At 69.9% G+C, this 19328-nt stretch carries 18 protein-coding genes and 2 pseudogenes; 11 read left to right on the forward strand and 9 right to left on the reverse strand.

Going from position 1 to position 19328, the window contains the following annotated elements:
* Positions 1-25 precede the first annotated feature (25 nt).
* The 3 genes and pseudogenes from AB0O76_RS39940 to AB0O76_RS39950 all read left to right on the forward strand — a co-directional run bounded on the left by AB0O76_RS39940 (position 26) and on the right by AB0O76_RS39950 (position 3111).
* On the forward strand, positions 26-748 hold the full coding sequence (locus AB0O76_RS39940; protein WP_365501925.1) for a DUF4352 domain-containing protein: 723 nt from the start codon (positions 26-28) through the stop codon (positions 746-748).
* Complete coding sequence (locus tag AB0O76_RS39945) at positions 745-2835, forward strand: SpoIIE family protein phosphatase (RefSeq protein WP_365501927.1); 2091 nt, start codon at positions 745-747, stop codon at positions 2833-2835. The genes AB0O76_RS39940 and AB0O76_RS39945 overlap by 4 nt, the downstream gene beginning before the upstream one ends.
* Positions 2836-2914: 79 nt before the next feature.
* Positions 2915-3111 (forward strand): annotated as a pseudogene (locus AB0O76_RS39950) (DUF1272 domain-containing protein).
* A 375-nt stretch (positions 3112-3486) separates the two neighbouring features.
* Here the strand turns inward: AB0O76_RS39950 and AB0O76_RS39955 are convergent.
* Positions 3487-4059, reverse strand: coding sequence for a winged helix-turn-helix domain-containing protein (locus AB0O76_RS39955; protein ID WP_365501929.1), 573 nt, complete (start codon positions 4057-4059; stop codon positions 3487-3489).
* 136 nt (positions 4060-4195) lie between these two features.
* Here AB0O76_RS39955 and def point away from each other — a divergent pair, with 136 nt between their 5' ends.
* Together def and AB0O76_RS39965 are read left to right on the forward strand one after the other, a co-directional pair.
* Positions 4196-4858, forward strand: coding sequence for a peptide deformylase (def, locus tag AB0O76_RS39960; RefSeq protein WP_365501931.1), 663 nt, complete (start codon positions 4196-4198; stop codon positions 4856-4858).
* A 34-nt stretch (positions 4859-4892) separates the two neighbouring features.
* Positions 4893-5087 (forward strand): hypothetical protein, encoded by a 195-nt coding sequence (locus AB0O76_RS39965; RefSeq protein WP_365501933.1) that lies wholly within the window; start codon positions 4893-4895, stop codon positions 5085-5087.
* Between the two features lie 255 nt (positions 5088-5342).
* On the opposite strand, the gene ligA is transcribed toward AB0O76_RS39965, so the two are convergent.
* Together ligA and AB0O76_RS39975 are read right to left on the reverse strand one after the other, a co-directional pair.
* Positions 5343-7421, reverse strand: a complete 2079-nt coding sequence (ligA, locus tag AB0O76_RS39970) for an NAD-dependent DNA ligase LigA (RefSeq protein ID WP_365501935.1) — start codon at positions 7419-7421, stop codon at positions 5343-5345.
* A 135-nt stretch (positions 7422-7556) separates the two neighbouring features.
* The gene (locus tag AB0O76_RS39975) at positions 7557-8237 is read right to left on the reverse strand and encodes a TetR/AcrR family transcriptional regulator C-terminal domain-containing protein (protein ID WP_365501937.1); all 681 of its coding nucleotides are present in this window, start codon (positions 8235-8237) and stop codon (positions 7557-7559) included.
* Positions 8238-8307: 70 nt separating this feature from the next.
* On the opposite strand from AB0O76_RS39975, the gene AB0O76_RS39980 reads away from it, so the two are divergent.
* A complete protein-coding gene (locus tag AB0O76_RS39980; RefSeq protein ID WP_365501939.1) occupies positions 8308-9417 on the forward strand; it encodes an FAD-dependent monooxygenase in 1110 nt (369 codons plus the stop codon).
* An 82-nt stretch (positions 9418-9499) separates the two neighbouring features.
* On the opposite strand, the gene AB0O76_RS39985 is transcribed toward AB0O76_RS39980, so the two are convergent.
* Positions 9500-9820, reverse strand: a complete 321-nt coding sequence (locus AB0O76_RS39985; protein WP_365501941.1) for a hypothetical protein — start codon at positions 9818-9820, stop codon at positions 9500-9502.
* A gap of 54 nt (positions 9821-9874) precedes the next feature.
* Here AB0O76_RS39985 and AB0O76_RS39990 point away from each other — a divergent pair, with 54 nt between their 5' ends.
* On the forward strand, positions 9875-10609 hold the full coding sequence (locus AB0O76_RS39990; protein WP_365501943.1) for a MerR family transcriptional regulator: 735 nt from the start codon (positions 9875-9877) through the stop codon (positions 10607-10609).
* A gap of 60 nt (positions 10610-10669) precedes the next feature.
* Entirely contained in the window at positions 10670-12106 is a 1437-nt protein-coding gene (locus tag AB0O76_RS39995; RefSeq protein WP_365501945.1) for a polysaccharide lyase 6 family protein, read from the forward strand.
* Between the two features lie 102 nt (positions 12107-12208).
* On the opposite strand, the gene AB0O76_RS40000 is transcribed toward AB0O76_RS39995, so the two are convergent.
* Positions 12209-12346 (reverse strand): hypothetical protein, encoded by a 138-nt coding sequence (locus AB0O76_RS40000; RefSeq protein ID WP_360780052.1) that lies wholly within the window; start codon positions 12344-12346, stop codon positions 12209-12211.
* Between the two features lie 938 nt (positions 12347-13284).
* On the opposite strand from AB0O76_RS40000, the pseudogene AB0O76_RS40005 reads away from it, so the two are divergent.
* Positions 13285-13548: pseudogene (locus AB0O76_RS40005) on the forward strand (GNAT family N-acetyltransferase); the annotation flags it as partial.
* 220 nt (positions 13549-13768) lie between these two features.
* Entirely contained in the window at positions 13769-14173 is a 405-nt protein-coding gene (locus AB0O76_RS40010; RefSeq protein ID WP_365501948.1) for a Rid family hydrolase, read from the forward strand.
* A gap of 115 nt (positions 14174-14288) precedes the next feature.
* On the opposite strand, the gene AB0O76_RS40015 is transcribed toward AB0O76_RS40010, so the two are convergent.
* Both AB0O76_RS40015 and AB0O76_RS40020 read right to left on the reverse strand, forming a co-directional pair.
* A complete protein-coding gene (locus AB0O76_RS40015) occupies positions 14289-15578 on the reverse strand; it encodes an MFS transporter (RefSeq protein WP_365501950.1) in 1290 nt (429 codons plus the stop codon).
* 68 nt (positions 15579-15646) lie between these two features.
* A complete protein-coding gene (locus AB0O76_RS40020; RefSeq protein ID WP_365501952.1) occupies positions 15647-15988 on the reverse strand; it encodes a DUF5958 family protein in 342 nt (113 codons plus the stop codon).
* Positions 15989-16268: 280 nt separating this feature from the next.
* Between AB0O76_RS40020 and AB0O76_RS40025 the strand changes: the two genes are divergently transcribed.
* Positions 16269-16490, forward strand: coding sequence for a hypothetical protein (locus AB0O76_RS40025; protein WP_365501954.1), 222 nt, complete (start codon positions 16269-16271; stop codon positions 16488-16490).
* 26 nt (positions 16491-16516) lie between these two features.
* On the opposite strand, the gene AB0O76_RS40030 is transcribed toward AB0O76_RS40025, so the two are convergent.
* Both AB0O76_RS40030 and AB0O76_RS40035 read right to left on the reverse strand, forming a co-directional pair.
* Positions 16517-17359, reverse strand: coding sequence for a winged helix-turn-helix domain-containing protein (locus tag AB0O76_RS40030; protein WP_365501956.1), 843 nt, complete (start codon positions 17357-17359; stop codon positions 16517-16519).
* Between the two features lie 412 nt (positions 17360-17771).
* Entirely contained in the window at positions 17772-19274 is a 1503-nt protein-coding gene (locus AB0O76_RS40035) for a helix-turn-helix domain-containing protein (protein ID WP_365501958.1), read from the reverse strand.
* Between the last annotated feature and the right edge of the window lie 54 nt (positions 19275-19328).

Below are 19328 nucleotides of genomic sequence, written 5' to 3' on the forward strand. Positions count from 1 at the left end.
CGGGCGGTTGGCGAACCTGCTGGGGGTGTGCGCTTTCATCGCGGCCGGTGGTGTGAGCGTCCGGCTGGCCGCTGCCCCGGCAGTCGCGGCGGCTCCCGCCGCCTTCACGGATCGCCGACCAGAGGCGGCTCCTTCCCCGCCGGAGCCCGGCATCGGCGCGACGCTGTCCTTGGAGGGGAACACCCGTGGTGAGCGGCTCGACGTCACCGTCCTGAAGGTCGTCGACCCGGCGCGCACCACGAACCAGATCTTCGCCCCTGAGCCCGGCAACCGCTATGTCGCCGTCCAGTTCCAGCTGAAGAACACGGGCGAGGCTCGGTACAAGGACAGCCCGGGCAACGGAGCCGTCCTTGTCGACGCCGACGGTCAGCACTTCGACGTCGACGCCGACGGTCGGCACTTCGACTCCGCCCTGTCCGCCAAGACCAGCGCCGGTCCCTCCTTCCCCGGGTCCGTCTCGATCTCGCCCGGTGACACCGCCCGCGGGTTCATCACCTTCGAGCTGCCGGACTCCGCCGCGCCCGGACGCCGCGCGGCACCGAGTGCCATGGGGATGCCTTCACCCGAGTCGGGGCATGAGTGCACTGCGGGGTCGAGCCGAGTGATCGATGCACCGAATGGGCCCGCCGAGCCGATCGGGTGGACGATGGAAGCGGTCCGATCTGCCCGAAGCTCCGCCCGCCGGGGTGGGGCCAAGGCGTCGGAGCCCGTCCGCGGCCGGGCACGGGGAAGGGAGAACCTGCCATGAACGCGTCTGACGCCTTCAAAGCCAGGCCCTGGCCCGAGCCGCTCACCCCGTCAGCGCCGGGCGGCCTCCTCGACATGCTGGGCGTGGCCGCCGTGGTGCTCGACGCCAAGGGGCGGATCACCCTGTGGAGCCCGCAGGCCGAGAAGCTGTTCGGCTGGACCGCCGAGGAGGCGCTGGGCCAGTACGCGGCCACACTCCTGGTCGCCGAGGAGCACGCCGAGGTCGCTCTTGACCTGTTCGCCAAGGTCATGACCGAAGGCGGGAGCTGGGCGGGGGTCTTTCCCGTCCACCACCGGGACGGGACCTCGCGCCTCGTGGAGTTCCGCAACATGCGGCTGCTCGATCAGGACGGCTTCGGGTACGCGCTGGGAATCGCCGCCGAAGAATCCGTCGTACGCGGGGTCGAGCGGCACCTGGCGCTGTCCGGGAAGCTGGTGACGCAGTCACCGACCGGGGTGGCGGTGGTGGACACCGATCTGCGATACGTGCTGGTCAACCCGGCGCTCGAGAGGATCATCGGCCGGCCCGCCCAGTGGTGCCTGGGCCGCAGCGCCGTCGAGGAACTGCCTTTCGGTGATCCCGGGACCATCGAGGCCGCGCTGCGTCAGGTCCTGGACAGCGGCACTCCGCTGCTCGACCGCTCCGTCACCGAGCGTGCGCACGTGGGTGTGGAGGGGCGTCGGGCGTGGCGGGTGTCGTACTTCCGCCTCGAGGACTCCGTCGGCCAGGTCGTCGGCGTCACCATGACGGTCATCGACGTCACCGAGCAGTACCGCGCGGATCTGCACAGCACACAGGCCCGCAAGCGCCTGGCCGTGATCGCGCAGGCATCGGCGCGCATAGGCACCACGCTCGACCTGGACCAGACCGCCCGCGAACTCGCCGACACCGTGGTCCCCGACCTCGCGGACATCGCCGCCGTCGACGTCCTTGACTCGGCCCTGGCCGCACAACCCCCGCACCGCACCGTCACCTCCGAGCCCGCCGTCTTCCGTGCCCTGGCCGTCAAGGCCGCCTACGCCACCCGCGCCGCCGACGCCGCCGACCCGCCGGGCGAGATCACCCGTTATGAGTCCGACCGCCTTGTCACCCGGTGCGTCACCACCGGACGCACCGTCCACGTCGCCCACGTCCGCCCCGACCACCTGCGGCACATCGCCCGCGACGACGAGGCCGCCGCGGTCCTTGCCCGCTCCGGCGTCCACTCCTACCTGGCCGTGCCGCTCATCGCCCGCGGCGAAGTCCTCGGCGCCCTCGACCTCAAACGCGCCCGCAACCCGCTGCCCTTCAACGCCGACGACATCCTGCTCGCCGAGGAACTCGCCGCCCGCGCGGCCGTCTGCATCGACAACGCCCGCCTGTACCGCACCCAGCTCCAGGCCGTCACCACCCTGCAGCGTCACCTGCTGCCCGAGACCCCGCCCGACCCGCCGGGTCTCCGCGTGGCCTGCCGCTACCGGCCCGCCGGATCCGCAGGACATGCGGGCGGCGACTGGTTCGACGTCATTCCCCTCGCCGGAGATGCCACGGCCCTGGTCGTGGGTGATGTCATGGGATCCGGCCTCAACGCCGCAGCGACGATGGGCCAACTCCGCACCGCCACCCGCACTTTGGCCCGCCTCGGCCTCGACCCCGCCGAGATCCTGCACCACCTTGACCTGCTCACCCGCGAACTCGACGAGACGATCGCCACCTGCGTCTACGCCCTCTGTGAACCCCGCGCCCAGCAGTGCCGCATCGCCCTGGCCGGCCACCTGCCGCCCGCCGTCCACCACGCGGGAAGCCCGCCCGCCCTCCTTGACCTGCCCACCGGCGCCCCGCTGGGCGCCGCCGAGGGCGTGGACTTCACCACCACCCGCATCGACCTGCCGCCCGGCACCCGCCTGGTGCTGTACACCGACGGCCTGGTGGAAACCCGCACCGAATCCCTCGACACGCGCATGAACGCGGTCCTGCGCCTCCTCTCGGGTCCTCAACTGCCCCTGGAGGTCACCTGCGACCACCTCCTCGCCACGCTCCCCGCCGCCGACAGCCGCGACGACGTAGCCCTCCTCATCGCCGAAGCCCTGGACGACGGCCCGTCCTGAGCGGGTACTCGTATACGTACGGCGGGGACGCATCCGTATGCTCACCGGGCGACGGAACCCCGAACTCGCCAGGAGAGCCATGGCTTTGGAAATGCGCGACCGCTGCGAACGATGTGCCGACGCGGCGCTGCCGCAGGATGCGCCCGCCCGCATCTGCTCGTACGAGTGCACGTTTGCACGTTCTGCGTGCCCTGCAGCGACGCCATGCAGAACTCGTGCCCCAACTGCGGCGGCGAACTCGTGCCGCGTCCCCGCCGCGCCCCGGCCGCTCCGTAGACATGATGCGGCTGCCCCGTCTACGAGGGCAGCCGCCCCTCCCGCGCCGCCGAGGGGGAGTGGCGGCACATGCGTGTCCGTGGCGCGACAGCGGTACGGGGTGAGGGGGCGTCGTCGCGTATGCAGCGCCGCCGCGATCTCCGTACGCGAGGTGACGTCGCGGTTCGAAACACCCTGTGCCACGAGTGCAGCGACCTCCCGCTCGCGCGGGGTGAGTTCGCCGATCCCGCTGCCGTTCCGTGCACCAGGGCGAGTTCCGCAGTACGTCCGACGAAACTGGTCGGTTCGACGGGGAGTTGCCCGCCGCGCCGCTGCCCAAAGCTGAATCCCATTGGCGTCCCCGTGACCATCGACTGCCGTCCGGGCTTCGGCCCGTCAGTCGTTCTTCGTCTCGCCCGTCGGATGGGGGAGCAGGGGGAACAGCCGGGTGATGAGGGCGACGGGGTGGGCGCCGTTGGGCCGGGCCAGGGGGCGTTGTTCGCGGTCCTGGTAGGGGGCGAGCGCCCGTCGGATGACGTCCGCGACCCGGCTCATTTCGTCGGGTGTCAGATAGGCGACGGCGCTGAAGGCCTCGTCGTGGCGCCAGTCGGGCGGAGCCTGGTCACGTTGGGCGAGCCATCGATTCCAGCTCTCGTCCTCCAACCCCCGGGCCAGGTCGCTGAATTCGTCCGTGGGCGCACCGGTGTCGGGGCTGTGCTGCCGCAGCCGCCAGGGCCGTGCCCGGCCTCCGCTGTGGGGAGCCTCTTCGACGTGCCCATGGCGTGCGAGCTGGCGCAGGTGAAAGGAGCAGAGCCCGGAGCTGTAGCCGAGTCGGGCGGCGGCTTCGGTCGCGGTGACGGTGCCGACGTCCGCGAGCAGGTTCAGCAGGGCGGTGCGGACCTCGTGCTCGCGCAGTCCGTCGCCGGAACGGGTGTGGTCGGGCGGGGTGTTGAGGTCTTCTTCGGTCACTTTGCAAAGTCTGCTACTTTGCAAAGCGCATGGCAAGTTCTTGGTCAGGAGCGCCGGAAGCGTCACGAGCATCAGTCCGCGATGACATGCGCGTGACGTTCGTGGCGTCCGCGGCGCCCGAAGAAGGGGAGGCATCATGCCTGTTGGTCACGAGCGGTCCCGTCCCATCGACCGGCGGGTGCGTGTTCAGGGGAGCCCCGTCGACTCCTATCCGGCGCTGCCGCCGGAGGCGCAACGGGGCTCGGTGCTCCGGGTCACGGTGGTCGGAGAGGACGTCCTGAGCCGCCGGTGCCAGGAAGTGACCGAGTTCGGCTCCGCCGAACTGTCGGCGCTGATCGACGACATGTTCCTGACGATGCATGTGGCCGACGGTGCCGGCCTCGCCGCCAATCAAGTCGGCGTCGACCTGCGGGTGTTCGTGTACGACTGCCCGGACGACCAAGGGATCCGGCACGTCGGTCACATCGTCAATCCGGTTCTGGACCTGCCCGATCCCGGGAGCCGCCGACTCATCGACGCCTACGAAGGCTGCCTGTCCGTGCCGGGTGCCACCAAGGAGGTCGCCCGCACCGACCATGCCGTAGCCCGAGGATTCGACAAGGACGGCAACCCGGTCGTCATCGAGGGGACGGGCTACTTCGCCCGGTGCCTCCAGCACGAGACCGACCACCTCGTCGGCCACACGTATCTCGACCGGCTCCCCAAGCGCGATCGCAAGGACGCCTTGCGGCAGATGGAAGACCGCCGCGAAGACGTCTTCGCCCAACGCGCGGTGAAGGCAGCGCAGTTGGGACGGTGAGCCACGTGAGCCACCCGCTGGATGAATCCGAACCGTGATCCGTAGAGTCTCAAGGCAGTCCAAGGCAATCGGGGTGCTGGTCTGCGCCTCCCTGTTCTGGGTCTATGCCGCATGGCAGGTGTTCACGCCGTACGACTCCACCTACAACGCGGTGGACTGCTCGGCACCGGTCAACTCCGAACGCAGGGACGTCTACTTCGAGGATTCCGGTTACGCGCATGAGAGATGACCGTCGGCGCGATCAGCGTCCGGCTGCGCCGTCACGACGACGCGCTGCAGAAAAAGCCCCGGGTCCCTGTGGGAGCCCGGGGCTTGTCGCGAGCGCTGGGCAGGCCTTGCACCTGCATTTCCCCGCAGGAAGCGGGGCGTCTTTCCTTGGACGACCAACGCGAGGCCCAGTGCCGGGAGTTCCGGCTGCGGGCTCAAGATCAACTATAGCGCAGGCCCGCGCCTCCCCGTACCCCCCGTTCACGCAGGGCGGGCCTCAGGCCAGCAGGCCCGCCACCAGCCCGGCGAACTCATCCGGCGCGGCAAGGCGTACGCCGAGAGACTCGGCCTTGGCTCGCTTGGATCCGGCGCCTTCGCCCGCCACGACGAGGCTGGTGCGCTTGGAGACGCTGGAGGACGACTTGCCGCCGGCGCGCTCGATCAGTTCGTTCATCTGGTTGCGGCTGAGCTGCTCCAAGGGGCCGGTCATGGCGCCGGTGACCACCACGGTCATGCCCTCCAGCGGACCCGCTTGCGCGGCGGGCTCGCTCTGGTCGTCGGGGGAGGGTGCCGTGGCGCCGGGCTCGGTCATGTTCACCCCGGCCGCGGTGAGTTTGTCGATGACCGGGGCGAGCGCTTCCAGCTCGGCGACGATGACCGGGGCCTTCTCGCTGCCGATGCCCTCGACCTGCTGCATCGCCTCCGCGTCGGCGGACCGGATGTGGTCCATGGTGGCGAAGTGCCGGGCGATGCGGCGGGACATGGAGCGGCCGGTGCCGCGCACGCCCAGGGCGCACAGGACCCGAGACAGTGGCTGGGCCTTGGCCGCCTCGATCGCCGCCAGGAGATTGTCGGTGCTGGTCTCGCCCATCCGCTCCAGACCGAGGAGTTGTTCGCGGGTGAGGGCGAACAGGTCGGCGACATCGGTGACCAGGCCCGCGTCGACGAGCTGGATGACGCGGCTGGCGCCCAGGCCCTCGATGTCGAGCTGGTCGCGGCCCGCGGCGTAGGACAGCGAGGCGACCAGGTGGCAGTCGCGGCCGCGTTCGCACCGCCAGCGCAGCTCGCCGACGTCGATGCCGGAGCCGCACTGCGGGCACGCCTCGGGAAACGCGATCGGCTCTTCGTCGCCGGTGCGCAGATGGGCGACGGGCGCTTCCACGCGGGGGATGATGTCGCCCGCCTTGTAGACCATGACGTGGTCGCCGAGGCGCAGGTCGCGCCGGGTGATGTCGGACGGGTTGTGCAGCGTGGCGTACGTGACGGTGGAGCCGTCGATGTCGACCGGCTCAAGGACGGCCCGCGGGGCGATGATGCCGGTGCGGCCGACGTTCCACTCCACCCCGACCAGCTTGGTGATCTTCTCCACGGCGGGCAGCTTGAAGGCGATCGCCCAGTGCGGGGCCCGGCTGCCGGATCCGGCAGCCTGCTGATCTTCTGCGAGGTCGGCCTTGATGACGATCCCGTCGATACCGAAGGGCAGTTCGGCCCGCAGCGCGGCAATCTCCTCCACCCGGCGCAGCACGTCATCGACGGCTGTCAGCGTGACGCCCGGAACCGGGGTGCCGGCCGGGGTGCGCAGGCCGAGGTCGACGGCGTACTGCATGAGATTGCCGTGGGGCAGCGTGGCCAACTGCTCGGCGGCGTCGGCCGGTGTGGCCGGCAGCGGCAGCAGGCCGTAGGCGAAGAACGTCATCGGCACCGTGTAGGCACGGTCCTTGGCGCGCAGGGTGCCGGCCGCGGCGTTGCGCGGGTTGGCGAACGGGGCGCCGCCGTGCGCGGTGCGCACGGTGTTGGCGTGGTCGAACTGGCCGGTGGTCATCAGGACTTCACCGCGAACCTCCACGGTCAGGGGTTCGGTGAGCTCGTCGGGCAGGCCCTCGATGGTGCCTATCGCATGCGACACGTCCTCCCCGGCCGTGCCGTCCCCGCGGGTCACCAGGCGGGTGAGGCGGCCATCGGTGTAGCGGGCGGCGATGGCCAGGCCGTCCAGCTTGGGCTGAACATTCCACCGCGCCACCTCGCGGCCGATCCGGCGGGCCACGGAGACCGTCCAGGTGGTGAACTCCTCGGCCGTGAACACATTGTCCAGGCTGAGCATGGCCACCGTGTGCGGGACATCGCTCTGAACGGCACCGCCGGCGACCTTCCCGGTCGGGGAGTGGGGCAGCACCTGCTCGGGATGCTCGGCCTCGAATGCGGCGATCGACCGCACCAGACGGTCGTACGCATCGTCGTCCAACGCCGAGGTGCCGCCCACGTAGTAGGCGGCCGCGGCCTTCGAAGCGTCCTCGACCGCCTGAGCGTAGGCGGCGGCATCGGCAAACACAGGGGCGTTGGTTGTCATGTGAGCCATCGTGCCTGGCGGCACTGACAATCGGGTCTGACGTGCACCGCGCCTGCCCCTGGACCTCGGGTGCGACCGCTCGACCGGGGGCGGCCTGCGTCGATGGAGGCGATGCCAGGGCCAGTCCGGTCCTTCGGCCGTGCTTCACCTTGCGATGCGTGCTTCGATGCCGTCGAGCAGGAAGTCGAGGCCGATCCGGAAGGTGTGGTCGGCGTCCAGGTGGGCGGCATCGCGCACCACCGTGGCCAGCGCGGGGAATCGGCCGGTGGCGAAGGTCCGCTCCAGATAGGGCCCGAGTGAGGCCTGCCAACGCTTCTCGTCCATCCCGGTGGCCCGCTCGGCACGCCGCTCGGCGATCTCCCGACGTACCGCGCCGATCGCGTACGCGTTGACTGCGGCGACCACCGGCATGACGGCGTCCACGTCGACGTCGCCCAGCGCGGCCACCACGGTCTCCCCGCTGGCCAGTGCGTGCGGCCCGAGCTGGGGTCGGCCACCCAGGAGATCGGCGAGCCATTCGTGCTCGTGAGCGGCGTGCCGAGTGGCTTCGGCGAGGGACTGGAGCACCTCCCGCCAGCCTTCTCCGACCGGCCGGATCTCGGCATGGGCGGCGTCGACCATGAGGTCGAGCAACTCCTCCTTGCCGGCGATGTAGCCGTACAGCCGCATCGGACGGACATCCAACGCGGTGGCGACCTTGCGCAGCGACACCGCGTCCAGGCCGTCCGCGTCGGCCAGCTGGATCGCCGCTCGCACGATCCGCTCCCGGCTCAACGGGGCCGGCACGGGGCGATTCGGTGGCTCCGGCCTCTCCCACACCAACATGCCGCAAACAATACATCGCATCGGTCGATACACTGTATCGATCAGTACGGCGTATCGAAGAGAGGCATCCATGACCATCGCCATCGTCGGAGCCGGCCTCGGCGGCCTGGCTCTCGCCCGTGTACTGCACGTGAAGGGCATGGAATCCGTCGTGTATGAGCGTGAATCGTCACGCGGTGCGCGCGGTCAGGGCGGCATGCTCGACATCCACTCCGGCCAGCGGGCGCTGCGCGAGGCCGGTCTGATCGACCGCTTCCACGCGATTGCCCGTGGTGAAGGCCAGGACATGCGTCTGCTCGAACCGGATGGCACTCTGCTGCTCCAGGAGGACACGCCCGACGACGCCCCGCTCGATCGACCCGAGGTCGACCGCACCGATCTGCGCAACCTGCTCCTTGATTCCCTCCCCGATAACGCGGTGCGCTGGGGGCACGCGTTCACATCCGCCGACAACGGCCTGCTGCGCTTCGCCGACGGCAGCAGTGCGACGTATGACCTGCTGGTCGGCGCGGACGGCGCGAACTCCCGTGTCCGCGCGCTGCTCACCGACGCCCGCCCGACACACATCGGCCAGAACGTCGTCGAGATCGGCATTCCCGACATCGACCGTACGCACCCCGACCTCGCGGCGATGGTCGGGCGCGGCACCTACTGGGCGCTCGGCAACGGACTGTCCCTGGCGGCGCAGCGCAACGGCGACGGCCGCGTTCGCATCGGCCTCAGCTTCTACAACACCGCCGAGGACTGGTTCGCCACCAGCGGGATCCCGTTCGATGACCCGGCCGCCGCCCGGGCGCGGCTGATCGACCTGCTCCCCGGCTGGGACGCACGGTTCGCCGCACTGATCGCGGCCTGCGACGACACGGTCGTGCCGCGGCCGATCACCACTCTCCCGGTCGGCCTGACCTGGCCGTCGACGCCAGACGTCACACTGCTCGGCGATGCCGCACACCTGATGCCGCCGGTGGGAGAGGGCGCCAACATGGCGCTGCTCGACGGCTCCCTGCTCGGTCTCGCGCTGGCCGCGCACCCGGACGACTTTCCCGCCGCCGTCAAAGAATACGAACGCGAGATGTTCGAACGCACCAGCGCCGCCGCCCGGATGTCCGCGGACATGCAGGAATTGCTGACGTCGCCGGACGCCGCCCAGAAAATGCTCGCATTCTTCCAACCTGGCTGAAGCCGGCTGTGATCGGTCGGCGTCGACCTGCTTTCGGCCTACGGCTCCGGAACATCTCCCAGCACGGCATCCGGACGACTCCTCACGTCCGAGGCGCCCGATGTCCGTCGGCGGGCGCCTTCAGGAGCCGATCCAGCTCACTGCCGGCCTCGTCGTACCCGGCATCGGAGATCCGCTGCAGCTCGCGCAGGTCACCGGCCGCGGCCGCGCGCCGCGTGAGCAGGAAGCCGGCGCGCATGCATCCCTCGTCCAACAGCGCGCTCAACTCCTCGAGATCGCCGGCCGCCTCGGCGAGGTCGGCAAGGCGGTCCGCCGCGGTCTCGTTGCCCGCATCGGCCAACGCGCGCAGCGTCTCGCGATCGAAGTTCGCATTCATGCTCGTATTCGCGTTCGTGTTCGTCATGACGCCATGCTGCGGCCCTGCCCCTGGGGAAAGGTCAAATGCGACGATGGCCGAGTGATCACCATCGGGCAGTTGGCCGGCTACGTCGGAGTGTCGATCAAGACCATTCGCGTCTATCACGACAAGGGACTGCTCCCCGAGCCCGACCGAGATGCGTCGGGCTACCGGCGCTACGGCGCGAGCGACGCCATCGACCTCATCAAGATCCGCACGCTCGCCGAAGCCGGGGTCCCCCTGGCCCGTATCCGGGACCTGAGATCAGCGACAGACGACGAGTTCCAGCAGGCGCTGCACGAGATCGACGACGAACTCACCGCCCGCATCCGTGGCCTGCGGGCAACGCAGGGGCGCCTGCGCGAGCTCGCGGCCGGGCAGCTGACGGCCCCGCTGCCCACCGAGGTCGGCGCCCACCTGGAGCAGCTGACCCGCTGGGGATTCACGCCGCGCTGGGTGGACCTCCAACGCGACCTGTGGATCCTCGTGTTCGCAGCCCACCCCGACCGCGCCATCGCACTCTTCCACGACCAGGCCGAGACCCTGGCCGACCCGGCGCTGCGGCAGCTCTTCCACGACTACGACCACGCACACGACCTCGACCCCGACGATCCCCGCATCGACGACCTCGCCCGCAGAATCGCCGAGGCGACCCGGGAACGCTATGCCACCGACGCCCCGCCCGAACTGGACGCGGCCTCCGAGATCCCCGCCCTCATCCAGGGCACGGTCAACGCCGCGTCCGCGGCATGGCGGCGCCTCGACGGGCTCCTTCGCGCGCAACTGGACGTATGAACTCGACGGGCGCTGTGGGAAGACCAGATAACGCAGGCCACCCACCAATCAGGAGGCACCATGCAACGACGTACGTTCCTCACCGGCACATTGCTGGGCACAGCGTTAGCCGCGGTGCCGCTCCACGCCTCGATCTCGGCCGGCGCGGCGCCGGCCGCCGCAGCGCCGGCCGGTTCCCTGGCAGACCTGCAGAAGGCGATCGACCGGGCGGTTCCCGGCGATCAGATCGTCCTGGCCAACGGCACATACACCGTTCCGTCGGGCCGCGCCGTCAGAGTGTCCGGCAAGCACGGCACCGGTGACGCACCGATCACCATCGTCGCGCAGTCGCGCGGCGGAGTGGTGCTGCGCGGCGAGCGCGGCTTCGTCTTCAGCGACGAGAGCAACATAACCGTCCGGGGCTTCGTGTTCCGCCAGAGCACCACGCTGGAGATCCCGGCGAGCTGTACGCACATCCGGCTGACCCGCAACGACTTCGGATTCACCGACACCGGCGCCGGATTCGACTGGGTCGTCGTCCGTGGCGACGACGTCAAGATCGACCGGAACCGCTTCCACGACAAGAAGACCGAGGGCATCTTCCTCGTCGTCGACGGCCCCGGCCCGACCGCCATGGCGCAGCGCCTGACCATCTTCAAGAACCACTTCGCCGACCACACCTTCACCGGCGCCAACGGCGGCGAACCGATCCGCCTCGGCGTCAGCGGACGGGCGCTGTCCAGCGCCGACGCCGTCGTCGAGCACAACCTGTTCGAGCGGTGCGACGGCGACCCCGAAACCATCTCGGTGAAGTCCTCGGACAACACCATCCGGTACAACACCATTCGCAACAGCCGCGGCGGCATCGTGCTGCGCCACGGCAACCACTCCACCGTGGAGGGCAACTATCTGATCGACGGCGCCAACGGAGTGCGCGTCTACGGCAACGACCATCTGGTCGTCAACAACTACCTCGGCAATCTGTCGGACCGCGCCCTCGTGATCGGCAGCGGCACCACCCGGGATCACCACCCCGGCGAGACGACCGAGGAGCGGCGGGGCAACGACGCGTGCGACCGCGCGGTGATCCTGCACAACACCCTGTACGGCAACGCCGTGACGCTGTCGGGCGAGAGCAGGGACTACGAGCCGCAGAAGGTGGTCATTGCCGACAACCTCCTGGTCGGCGACGCAGGCAGCCTGGTCGCGATGGGAAAGACCACTGGTTTCACCTGGCAGAGCAACATCCTGTGGGGCGCGGCATCCGACGGCAACATCCCCTCCGGCGGCTTCCGCCGCACCGACCCTCTCCTGCACAAGGAGTCCGACGGCATCCACCGACTGGCGGCGGGAAGCCCGGCGATCGGCGGGGCGACGCTGGGGACACCGACCGTGGCCGACGACATCGACGGCCACCCGCGCGGCACCACCCGTGACATCGGCGCCGACGAGTACGCGACCGCGGCGCCGCTCCGTCGTCCCCTCACGGCGGCTGACGTGGGCCCGAACGCATCCTGAGCGAGCGGCCGGGAGCCGGTGCGGTGGTCATGCTGCCCGCCGCACCGGCTCACCGAGGTTCACGCCTCGCCGATGCCGGCGCGCGGACTGCTGGCGCTCGGACTACCGGCCGTCCGCGGCGGGCCCGACGGGCGTGCGCCTGCGTTCGCGGCACGCCGCGCAGAACTCCAGGCACACCCACACGCCCACGGCGGCGACCGTGAGCAGGACAGTGACACCAACGACAAATGGGATGATCATGCGGTGAGCCTATCTTGGCGTATCGCCTCTCACCGCCTTCGCCAGCAGGTTCGCCAGCACCGATCACTCACCCCGTAACCGAAATGCTGGCCGTCGCGCCCGGACGCACGGCGGAAACATTCCGCTCGGCGTCCACCCCCGAGGCCGCATTCGATGCGCTGTATCTGTATGCCGCCCCGGAATTGACTCACGAGACACGCCTGCTCACCGGATGTCGCGGACGAGCCTTCGAAGCGGTCGAGCACGCTTTCTATTGCGCTTGGGAACACTGGCCAGAGATTGCTGTCGACCCGAACCCCGTCGGATGGGTGCGCTCACACGCGTACGCATACGCGCCGCCATCAGCGGCCAATTCCCCGAATTGGCACGGTCGCCGTCCTCATAGGCCTCATCGCTGCCTCGATCCTCACGAGTACGGCTGAGCGCGACAGGCCGAGCGCACATGGCCGGGCCGCGGCCCGCGCCACTACCACGAGCGGGTGGTGGTGTGAGCACCGTGCGCCTCAGGAGTCGTCGGGGCGTGGGTCTCCGTCGTCCGACGGGGCCCGGGAATCGCCCGGCGCGGGAGAGCGCACGGACAGGACGAACTGAGGGCTTCGGGAAGTTCTCGTACGCCTCGCGCTGCTCCTCGAGGAAACGATGAAGGGTCACCTTGGCTTCTTCGTCCGCCACCGCCACCGCCACCGCCACCGCCGACGACGGTGGCGGATCAGCGGGAGAGCGCTTGAGCGACTCAGGGCGGCTTGTGCGACCGCCGGGCCGTGGCGGGCGCCGACGGGCGGCGGAGCTCTGGCCTTCGAGGACGACCCAGAAGTCGCGCCCCGCTCGCGCTTGGGCGTGGTCAGAGCGGCACCCAGGCGCTGCACAGTCTCGCGGCGATGGCCGATCGCGTCATCGTGTACGTCCGCCACGTTGCCCCCTGTCGGCCGCGAGTGACGTGGTGCATCCGCGTACGTCCCGGTCACCGGAAGCAGGGCATCTCGCACGCCCTGATCGCCGGTGCGGTCGAGTTCGCCCGTGCGCACGGCGCACCGGTGGTCGAGGCGTACCCCCTCGACAGCGGTGATGCCAAGGTCGACCTGACGATGGCGTACGCCGGGATCCGCAAGAACTTCGAACGCGCCGGATTCACCCACGCCGCCGATACGGCCTCGGTGCTGGCAGGTCATCCCCGGGTCCTGATGCGGTTGGACCTGCGCTGACAGGTCGGCTGCCCGGGCCGCGAGGGGACCGGCTTAGGTAGTCTCGCAAAGCGCGCCCAACTCGGCTTCAGGGAACGCCCGGCCCGTGTCTTCCCTTCCCATATGCAGTCGGCGTAGACAGGCCCACAGGCTCGGCATCCGCCCCGCGCGAACACGGCCAGGCGTCCCGAGCCAGGAGCCGGTGCGGAATGAGCACGCCCGCGCGGACGTTCGAGGAGACATGACGAACGATCAGCGCACCATCACCAACCCCGCGACTCTCCACGACCCGACACCGTTCGGCTACAGCCACGCCGCCTCGGCGCCGGGCGAACTCGTCTTCATCGGCGGCCAATACGCCTCTGACGCCACCGGCGCACCCGTGCCCGGAGACTTCGCCGCTCAGGTAGACCTGGCCTTCGACCGGCTGCGATCGGCGCTGGAGGGGGTCGGTCTCGGATACGAGCACGTGGTCCGCCTCGGAACCTTCATCGTCGACCACGACCTCGACAAGCTGGAGACCCTGGGCAAGGCGCTGCAGGCCCGCTTCGGCGACCGGCTGCCGGCCCAGACGCTGAGTGGCGTCGCCTCTCTCGCGCTGCCGGGGATGCTGTTCGAGGTGGATGCGGTGGCGGTTCGGCCCTAGCGGATCGCTCCGACGGCGGGCAGGTCGGAGCCCGGCTGCCGTCGTTGCCGACAGGCCTCGAGTCGATGCCGAGGCCTGTCGACACCTCATCAGGCCAAGGCCTGTCGACACCTCATCAGGTTTCCCTGCCGGCGGATTCCTCAACTGCGGCCGGAGCGGCCTTGGATGTGCCTCGCCCATCCACCTTCCGTAGATTGCGGATCGCCGGCACGGACAGCAGCGCCACCGCCACCCCCATCGCCATCACCGCGTTGAACCCCAGCACCTCGCGCACCCCGAAGATCTCCGACGCGGGACCGGCGAGGGCCTGCCCCACAGGCATCATCGCCACCGATCCGGCCACGTCGTAGGCGTGAACCCGGCTCCGCACCTCAGGCGGCACCTGGGTCAGGATGCTGGTCGTCCACATCACGCCCCAGAAGGCGTTGGCCGCACCGGCGGCCGCGAGCCCCGCGGCGATCAGCGGCACCGGAAGGCCGAGCGCCACCGACGCGGGCTGCATCCAGTACAGCAGCAGCGCCACGGAACCGGCCCGCAGTGGCCGCACCGGCCGCACCCGCATGGCGACGATCGCGCCGACCACCATGCCCGCGCCCATCGCCGAGTTGACCAGGCCGAGCGTGCGGGGGCCGTGCTCGGAGACGATCTGGGTCGCGATCAGCGGGATCATCGGCCCCCAGGACGAGATCATCAGGACCATCCAGATCACGATGACGCCCCAGAGCCAGGTCCGGGACCGGAACTCCTGCCACCCCTGCACCAGATCGGACCGGAAGGAGTGCTCTTTCGCCACCACGGACCGGTCCGCCGCCGGCAGTCGCAGCAGCGCCAGGCAGACGGCACTCGCCAGATACGTGAAGGCGTACGCGACGAAGACCAAGGCCGGCCCGGTGAGTCCCACCAGCGCACCGGCCACCGCGGGCCCCGCCATGGTCATCAGGGACTCGATGGTGCGGATGGCCCCGTTCGCGCCCTGCACGTCCGCGGCGATCCGCGGGATGAGGGTGGGCAGGCCCGGCTGGAAGAGCGCGGCGCAGATGCCGTTGACGGCGGACAGCAGACAGATCTGCCAGACGACGATATGGCCGGTGAAGAAGAGCCCGGCCATGACGCCTTGCACGACGACGCGTACAAGGTCCGCCCCGATCATCAGCACCCGGTTGTTCACCCGGTCGGCGATCACCCCGCCGAAGATGACGAACCCGGCGAAGCAGGCCGTCATGCTGGCCAGTACGGCCCCCACCACCCCGGCCCCGTATCCGCTCAGCACCAGCCCGGCGGCCAGCGCCACCGGGGCCATCATGTCGCCGAGCCGGGCGATGCCACGGGCGGCGAAGAAGAGCGAGAAGTTACGGGACCACAGGCCCCCTGGCGCGACGGATATGTCCCCGGGAGCACTAGGCATGATGGGCGCAGTGTCGCGGCCGCCAGATGCTCCGGCAACCGGATTACGTCAGCCCGCACGCAGCACGATCACACATCGCCGTTCCGCGCATCCTGGTCTGGGCGAGCCACCACCTGGATGTCTGACGCGCACGACATCGTTGCCCCGGCGATTCCGTCCGCGTGCCGGCCTTGATGCCACTCGTGGCTGCACCCGTCGGCGCAGAACCGCTCTCGCCGCCGCGCATCGGCAAGTCCCAGGATGTGAATCAGTAAGCGAAATGCCTTGATCCGTTCATGCCGCGGGGTCAACTCGGCGACCTTCCCCAGCTGTTCGTCGATGCGTCCTCGTCCGACCAGAACCGACGGCGTGTGGGTCGGCCGCAGGCCGGACCGGCGGATTCCCTCCGCGGCGTCGAGCCCTTGCGACAACGGGCGCAAGCCTCGGAGGGCGGCTTTCGGGGAGCGCCGAAAGGTATCGCGGCCCTGGGGCGGAGATTCGTAGCGTCATCGGCATGAACAAGACACAGCAGGGCATTGCGGTGCTGGCCTCCGGACTCGTTCTGGTGGCCGCCACAGGCAGTGGCACCGCGATACCAATGACGGGACCGCGTCGGTCACCCTCACCGCACCAGGGCAGGCGTCGAGCAGCAAGTGCCGGTCCGGGCGGCTGTGCCTGTGGGCGGGCGATTACTACGACCACGCCAAGATCGTGTTCTACAAGTGCGGCTTCCGCAATCTCGGCAAGGTGGGCTGGAGCGACCGCCTGACTTCGTTCAAGAACTACCAGACCCCAGGGACCAACTCGAGGTTCTACAACTGGCGCTCCGGCGGCGGTTGGCATCAACTGTTCGGCAGCACCGCCAAGCACAAGGTCGGGGACCTCGACGGAACTGGCTACAACAACATGGTCGACGGCGTTCACGTCTGCTGACCTTCCCCACTGCCCGTGCCCGTCCGTCACATACCCGCCCGGCCCGCGCCGGCGCCCGGCTTCCAGGCCAGGTAAGTCGGCGCTCCGGCACTGAGGAGATCGGCGCCCAACTGCGTGAGTATGTGCCGGACTTGGTGGCGCTCCCGCACACTGATAACCAGTCCCGCCCGGCGGAGTACCGCCGCGTGCTCACTGGCCGATGACAGCGACACGCCGGCGTGCTCCGCCAACTCCGTGGTGGTGTGGGGTTCTTGGAGCGTCTGCAGCACCGCGGCGCGGGTGTGCCCCAGGAGGGGCGCCAGCCTGGAGTCCGGTGTGGCCGCGTGCGGCAGGAGCGGGCGGGCCGGGTAGACCAGGACGGGCAGCAGACTGTCGTCCAGGAGGGCTACCGGCGTACGGCGACAGAAGTAGGACGGGACGAGCAGCAGTCCGCGCCCGCCCAGGTGGACCTCCCTGTCGACCGGGTAGTGGGCGCACAGCACCGAGGGCTGCCAATGCAGCATGGGCTCGAAGGTGCGCAGCATCGCCTCCGTCCCGGCGCGGCTCTGCACCCCGGTGCGGTGCTGCCGGTCGGCCTCGACGCGGGTGGCGATGCCTCGCCATCCGGGGCCGAGGACGCTCGAGTGGTACTGGCGCAGGGCCCGGCCCAACCCGCGCAGGGTGTCGACCTCGCCGTCGGCGAGGGAACGTGTCCAGGAGGGCAGCGCGTTGTCCTGCGCCAGCAGGGAGAGTTCGGCGCGCAGTCGCGGCTTCGGAGTGGACAGTACGGCGTCGATCCCGCTGTCCAGGCCGCCCGACGCCGCCGCGGGAGTGAGGAAATCCGGAAAGTAGCCGCGAGCCGGCATCAGCGGTGCCAGCACACGCAGCATCTTCCGCCGCTCCGGACATGTCCCTCCCGCGATGCGCGCCTGCGCATTCCTTCCTCCTTCCTGGAGTTGGTGCATGCTCAGGACGATTTCCCACAACGGGTCAGGCCCATCGGCCACCCTGGTCCGCGACAGATCTCCCTCAGTGAAGTGCATGCGCAGCACGGCATCCCCCGATAGTCCGCTACAGCGTTGTCCTGCGTACGCTGGATCGCTCTGTTCCTGGCGCCGGCACCGTTCGGGCAGGTCCGAAACACCGAGGGAGGCGGGTGCAGCCCTTCAGTGCGGTTCCGCCGGCCTTGGTCAGGGGCCGACGGCGTCTGGTGCACGGGCGGTCATGACCACGCTAGAAGTCACCGCACCCTGCGGCCAATGTGCACGGTGCTCAACCAAATGCGCTTGTTGTGCACGGTGCTCACAGGGCCCGTGCCGCGGTGATGTCCAGGGCGTGGACGACGTCGTGGGTGCCGGTGCCGGTGGTCAGCAGATCGAGCCCGAGGGCCGCCTCGGCGGTACGCAGGTGGGCCCGTACCGTGTTGCGGCTGATGTCCAGGCGGCGAGCGGCCTGTTGGGCGTCGGTGTTGGCGTCGATCCACGCCTGAAGAGTGCGGCGGTGCCGCGCGTGAAGGGGGCGCAGGACCGTCTGGGCCCAGGCGGCGGCGAGCTCATTGCTCAGCAAGTCGGGTAGGGCAGGGGCCCGTTGATGGTGGTCGGGTTCGGGGCCCGCGCATGAGTTGCCCAGAGCGAGGGCCAGGTGGACGGTGGCACGGGAGCGGACGTCGGACAGGTCCTGCCCCAGGGCGAGTTCGGCACGTCGCAGATGCGCGGTGACGGTATTGCGGCTGAGGCCGAGCAGACGGGCCACGCCGGACCGGGGCATGCTCACTGCCAGGCGGGTGATGTCGGCACTGGCTTTCGGGACCGAGTCCAGCGGCCGCAGAAGTGCGCGGGCCCAGGCGAGTGCGGGCTGAGCGGGAAGGATGCCGACCAGCGGCGTCTGCCCGTGGTAGTAGGACACACGGCCGGGAGTGGTGCGGGCGGCGGCCAGCGCGTGGGCGGCCTGGCTGTACGCCTCGGCCGTGGCGGTGAGGGGCTGCGCGCCGCTGATCCCCAGCGCATAGCGTGGATCGTCGCGTACGAGCAGACGCAGCGTCTGACCCAGCCCGCGCTCCGGTCCGCCGGAGCCGCAGGGTGTGCCGTCGTCGCCGTCGTCGGCGATGAGGCAGATCAAGTGCTCCTTGAATACCGGGCAGTGCACCATCAGGGCCTGGCCGTGGTAGCCGGACGGATCCTGGTGGGCCCGAGCGATCCGGTCACGGTCGCCCGACGGGCAACGCAGCAGATGCACGCGCAGCCGCTCGGCGTCCAGCACCGGCGGAACGGCACCGGTCGTCATCCGCCGGGCCAGCATCGGACCCCCCGCCAACAGCCCATGCAGCACGGCGAACCGCAACTGGCGTGCCTTGTCGTGATAGTCCCGCCACGTCCGGTCCACGCCTTCAGCGCGGCGCAGCAGGGCGAGCACATGGCCCGCGTGCGAGGTCAGCGCGACGGCCTCCGGAGTCGGCGCCGACCGCCCGACCACCACAAGCACCGGACGCGGTTCGTACGGCCCGAGGGCTTCACACCGCACATGCAGCCCATCGGCCTGGGTCGCGGCCGCGGCCAACTGCCCACCGGACAAGCGCGCGAGCAGCCCGGCGAGCGAGCGAAGCACCTCCTGCGGAAACCCTGTCGTGGACGACTCCACCGTCCTCGCGTCGTCCGCGACCACCGCGACATCGACGCCGGTCTGCTGGTGCAGCCAGTCGAGAATCCTGCATACGTCGGTCCCGGCCACGCACGACGCCTGACGCCGCACCTCACGCAACAACCCGCTGAGGCGGCCGTCCTGCCACTGCCCTTCCGCGTCCCCCACGGATCTCTGTCCCTCTGCCGACATCCCGTTCTCTCCGCGCGCTGCTCAACGACC

Origin of the sequence: Streptomyces sp. NPDC086554 (assembly GCF_040686095.1) — a bacterium.
Classification (GTDB): domain Bacteria; phylum Actinomycetota; class Actinomycetes; order Streptomycetales; family Streptomycetaceae; genus Streptomyces.